The organism is Planktosalinus sp. (genome assembly GCF_059864935.1).
Window position 1 is genome coordinate 1 of record NZ_JCBCCK010000448.1, and the last position, 5399, is coordinate 5399.

6 protein-coding genes are annotated in these 5399 nt (G+C 36.4%); all 6 read left to right on the forward strand.

Annotated elements, in window-relative coordinates:
- Positions 1 to 507, forward strand: a 507-nt coding sequence (locus AC6F75_RS13280; RefSeq protein WP_500715572.1) for a S1 RNA-binding domain-containing protein, incomplete at its 5' end; no start/stop codon positions are given.
- 120 nt (positions 508 to 627) lie between these two features.
- Positions 628 to 1950, forward strand: a complete 1323-nt coding sequence (locus AC6F75_RS13285; RefSeq protein WP_500715573.1) for a hypothetical protein — start codon at positions 628 to 630, stop codon at positions 1948 to 1950.
- 13 nt (positions 1951 to 1963) lie between these two features.
- Positions 1964 to 3235 (forward strand): Lcl C-terminal domain-containing protein, encoded by a 1272-nt coding sequence (locus AC6F75_RS13290; protein WP_500715574.1) that lies wholly within the window; start codon positions 1964 to 1966, stop codon positions 3233 to 3235.
- A 52-nt stretch (positions 3236 to 3287) separates the two neighbouring features.
- Positions 3288 to 3821, forward strand: coding sequence for a sigma-70 family RNA polymerase sigma factor (locus AC6F75_RS13295; protein WP_500715575.1), 534 nt, complete (start codon positions 3288 to 3290; stop codon positions 3819 to 3821).
- Positions 3822 to 3841: 20 nt separating this feature from the next.
- Positions 3842 to 4435 (forward strand): hypothetical protein, encoded by a 594-nt coding sequence (locus tag AC6F75_RS13300; RefSeq protein WP_500715576.1) that lies wholly within the window; start codon positions 3842 to 3844, stop codon positions 4433 to 4435.
- A gap of 326 nt (positions 4436 to 4761) precedes the next feature.
- A partial coding sequence (locus AC6F75_RS13305) for a sigma-70 family RNA polymerase sigma factor (protein WP_500715577.1) occupies positions 4762 to 5399 on the forward strand: 638 nt, incomplete at its 3' end.

The window sequence follows — 5399 nt, forward strand, 5'->3', positions numbered from 1 at the left end:
GGAAAAGTGATTCAGGAACTTCAGAAAACTACAAAAACTACTATTGTAATCAACGAAGACCCTGTAACCGAAGAAGGAATTGTTGAAATCCTTGGAACAGACCAGAACGGTATTGATGCGGTACTTGCAAAAATCGAATCATTGATGTTCAAGCCTGAAGTGGGCGGTACTTACAAAGTAAAAGTCATTAAAATGCTGGATTTTGGAGCAGTTGTAGAATATCTTGATGCTCCCGGAAATGAAGTACTTCTTCACGTTTCCGAACTGGCTTGGGAACGCACCGAAAATGTATCTGACGTGGTGAATATGGGTGACGAGTTTGAAGTGAAGCACTTTGGCACCGATCCAAGAACACGCAAGGAAAAAGTTTCGCGTAAAGCGTTGTTGCCAAAACCCGAGGGATTTGTGGAAAGACCACCACGCGACCGTAACGATAGAAATGACCGAGGAAGGGATTCCAGAGGCCGCAACGACAGAGACAGAGACAGAAAGCCGAGAAGGGATTAATCCTTTCTCCGGAAAATAGAATTCAAAAGCACCTCTAAAATTTAGGGGTGTTTTTTTTTGATGTTCACGCAACCTTTTTAAACTATCAAGACTAAATAGTAAACAGTAGAACCAAATGGTATGAAAAAAATAATCTTATTCTTAAGTGTATTAGCAATCATCAGTTGTAAAAGTGATGATACCAATCTTCAAAATTTTCAATTAAACACAGAAACCCTTTCTGTCATTCCTTATCAATTAGTAAAGATCTCCTCAAACACCTTTGACTTTAGCCAGGAGGAATATCTTGCAGATTTTGGAATGAACCAAATCACATTGGCCAAGAATGATGCCGGTGATTTGATTTTCCTTGTTCCTGATATTCCACCGGGAGACCACGAATTCGTTCTAACTATTGATGGAAGAAAGGGTGTTCTGGGTTTTAATGTTGGCAATAATAACCCAAACGTTGAAACCACTGTTTTTGAAAATGCCATAGAAACTTTTACAACCTTTCAGAACTATTCAACCGGATTAATGAATCAATATGACCTGACACAACAAACAGTTGAAAGACTAAACTCAGCAAATGAGATGGTTTCTGATTTAATAAACCGATACAATTTAAGTCCCGCTGTTGAAAAGGAGAAAATCGCAAAATTTTTGAACGCCAATACCATTTTTACTGAAAGATATGCTCCAAAACAATCATCTACCTACAAAGCCTCAGGCGAATATTTACCTTTTCAAGTCAATGCCCTCAGGCTTTTATATTTATCTGAAGTATTTTACTCTTGGAATGAACTTATAACTCCTGCGGTGGTTCAATCACAAACCATAGTTGCTGACGATATTATAAAAGCGTTTACTGTAGCCGGAATATATAGTTTTTCTACACAAATAGAGGCGTCCATCGAGGTCTTAAGGGATTTTGCTTATATTCCTGTTTCGGTAAAAATCTATGATGAGAATAACAATTCAAACAATTTTAATTTTCAAAACAACATATTTGCCCTATTTGATTTGAAATTGGGTGAAAGGCGATTGATATCAGATGACAGCAATTCATCTGACGATTATATAGCTAATGTAGCAACTCAAATTGATTATATTATTGCTAATTGGGAAGATTTTAAAGCAATCAACCCAACGATAATCACCTCATCAAATTGGTTTTCAGCATGGCTTGCTTCAGACTCAAATTATTTGGGTGTGTCCTCCAACATTGCTCCTTTGCGCCAATCAGACACTGTCATAGAAAAAGACGGTAAAAGTGAGACTATCACTCTTGTAGGGGTTCCAAACGACATCAATTATGAATTACAAATAACAAGTGAGAGCACCTTCGATTTACGTTTTACGGCAGCGCAGAATACCTTACCAAGCACATTTCAGTTTTATGTAAATTATGAAATTGTTCCTTTTAAGAAATTGTCAAACACTATTAATAGTACCATCGAATAAATACCATTATATTATGAAAAAGTTACTCAAATTGGCTTCTATCGTTATTATACTCATTTTTACTGCTTGTGACAATGAGCCGGTAGACTTTTCTAGCAGTTCAGATTTAATCGCAAAAAATTCTGAGTTATACAATCTTTTTATAAGAATGACTGATACAAAAGAAGACCCTCTTGTAGACATTGTTTGCATAGAGTTCAATTACTCCTTTTTGATTTTTACATATGATGAAAACCTCGAGATCATTGATGAAACTTGGATGTCAAACGATTCTCAGTTTTATATCTTTTTGGATAATTTACCTCAAAACCATTCCATCAGCTTAAGCTATCCCATTGAGACGACATTGGCAGACGGCACTCCTTACTCAATCACCACCAATGAAGAATTGAAGGATGCCATCAATGGATGTGCCCAAGAAGCAATAATTGGTTACTGCAATGGCTTATTTATGACGCAACAATGTGTTTGGAAAGTTCCCTTTATTGAAGATGCAGACAATACTTATGCCGGTGGAGTATTTTCGGTAAACAATAACACCTCCTTGAGCTTTGATTATCAAAACAATGTATATACCGGTACCTGGATTTTCTTTTTCATCAACGACGTTTTAAATTTCAATATTAATCTTTCAGGAGACTCACAAGTAGCTCAGGACTGGAACATAAATTTTAATGTTGAATTTGTTGACAATTCACTTTTATTAACCAGCAACACAAATAATTATTTCATAAAACAAGCTTGTAAATTTACAGGGGAGATTGAAGTAGGCCAGTCAACACCACTGGGAGGCATCGTGGCATTCGACAGAGAAGAGTATGAAAACGGATGGAGGTATATTGAAGCCCACTCTGCTGACCTTCCCTTTGAAGAATGGGGTTGTTTGAGTGGTGATATTCAATTTGCAAGTTTTGAAGACATTGGTGACGGGTTAATGAGCTCAGCGGCAATTGCAAATTTCCATTTGGATTTAAACGATTACCAAAACAACCCGGGTATTTGCAGCACTGATAACAACGGAAGTGTTACTGCTTTAACAGCATTACTTTTTGGACAAAATCAAGGTGAGTATCACGATTGGTTCTTACCATCCATTGAAGAGTTGCATAAACTCTACGAAAACTTACACCAGGAAGGGCTGGGTAATTTTGAAAATGAAACCTATTGGAGTTCAACTCAATCTAATGAATCACATGCAAAGGCATTGGATTTTTCAACAGGAGATATTGTTGAAATTCCAAAAAATTCACCCGGTATAAGAGCAAGGGCGATAAGGTATTTCTAACTATAAATACTTAAATTTAAGAATTAAAATTCAATACAACCCTTCTAATCATTTGAATATAGAAGAACTCATTAACAGATGTAAAAAGAATGACCGTGAAGCGCAAAATTTGCTTTACCGAAGTTATAAGGATATTTTATTTCTTCAATCATTGAAATATTCCAAAAGTACTGAAGAAGCTGAAGACGTTTTGCACGATGCATTTATTACAATTTTCAGCAGAATAAAATCCTATTCCGGTAAGGGGTCATTTGAGGGCTGGATGAAACGGATTGTTATCAACAAATCCATAGATAAGTACAAAAAAAGGAAACTTTTGACAAATGACTTACTGGAGTATAATTTAACTGATGAAGAGGAAGATGTGGAGATTTCAGAAGATACCAATATTGCATTAAATAAACTTTTAGAATATATCCAACAATTACCGAATCAATACAGGCTTGTGTTCAACCTCTATCAACTCGACGGGTTTTCACATAAAGAAATCGCAAAAATGCTTTCTATTTCCGAAAGCACATCAAAATCAAATCTTCATAGGGCAAAGGTATGTCTTAAAGAAAAAATTGAAAAACAAAATATTTGAACCCTGAGAACTCGTTAAAGATGAAAAACAAAATAGACATCGGCATATTCGTTAAAAAGGCTTTTGAAAAAAACACCCAACCTCAACAGCCCGACAAAAAGGTTTTAGAAAGAATTCATAAAACACTTGACAAACCCAAAATAGATTATAAAAATATTCTATTCTGGATGACATTTTCAGTGCTGCTAATTGGTTCAGTGTCCTATTTTTTGTTGAACACTTCTCCATCCGGTTTACAAAATGAAAACAGCATTGTAAACAAACCCCTTTTAGAGCAATCAAATGAGTTAAATGAAGATGAGTTTATTGGCCCAGTGGTGTCTTCAGATATACATCAAACAAATGAAGAAGTACATAATAATGACAATTTACCTGTTTATTATTCGCTCATAATTGATACAACCGAACAAAATCTCATCAATACAGCACCAATTAAGGTGAAAACACGTTTAGTAAACACAAAATATGATATTGATGAACTTTTTGAACAAAAAACCATTTACCATTATTACAGAGCTTCAGACAGTTTAAAAATTGAAACAACAGATAAAAGAGTTATAGACAGCATCATGTCCACCAAACAAAATCAACATTCAAAAGACGATTCGCTATAGGTGCAGAAGTAAATCCGGATACAGTAGTTAAAGTGATAGAAAACCGAGAAGGGATTAATTTCACAATAAAAAAATCACTCCCTGTTTTTTCAAAGTGATTTTTTTCACCCTTTTTGTAACCTTTTGTTCCCTCTTCACGTATAACCATCAGAACAAGATATACAAATCAAAAAATTAGGCTTGCTACAAAATAAAATTTACTGAAAAGACGCTTCTGGAGAAGCAAGGGCTTAAACTCGAGGTTGGTAATAGCAGAGTTAACCCAACAGTTCTGAATAAGTGAATCGCCTTTTGTAGCAAGTCTTTTTAACCCCTAAACCCTTTCAATGAGACAACTCAAAATTACCAAGCAGGTTACCAACAGGGAAACCGCTTCACTTGACAAGTACCTACAAGAAATTGGAAAAGTTGACTTAATCACTGCAGACGAAGAAGTTGAATTAGCGCAAAGAATCAAAAAAGGCGACCAGAGAGCATTGGAAAAATTGACCAAAGCCAACCTGCGTTTTGTGGTTTCTGTGGCCAAACAATACCAAAACCAGGGCTTGACCCTCCCCGATTTAATCAACGAAGGGAATTTAGGACTTATTAAGGCTGCACAACGTTTTGATGAAACACGTGGTTTTAAATTCATCTCCTATGCCGTTTGGTGGATTCGTCAGTCTATTCTTCAGGCACTTGCAGAGCAGTCACGTATTGTTCGTTTGCCGTTGAACAAAATTGGGTCTATCAATAAAATCAACAAGACCTTTGCTTTTCTTGAGCAAGCGCACGAGCGCCCGCCTTCTGCTGAAGAAATTGCCAAAGAGCTTGATATGACCATCAATGACGTAAAAGAGTCGATGAAAAATTCCGGCCGTCACGTATCCATGGATGCACCCCTTGTTGAAGGTGAAGATTCAAACCTCTATGACGTTTTACGCAGCGGGGAATCCCCAAATCCTGACCGAAGCCTGTTGCACGA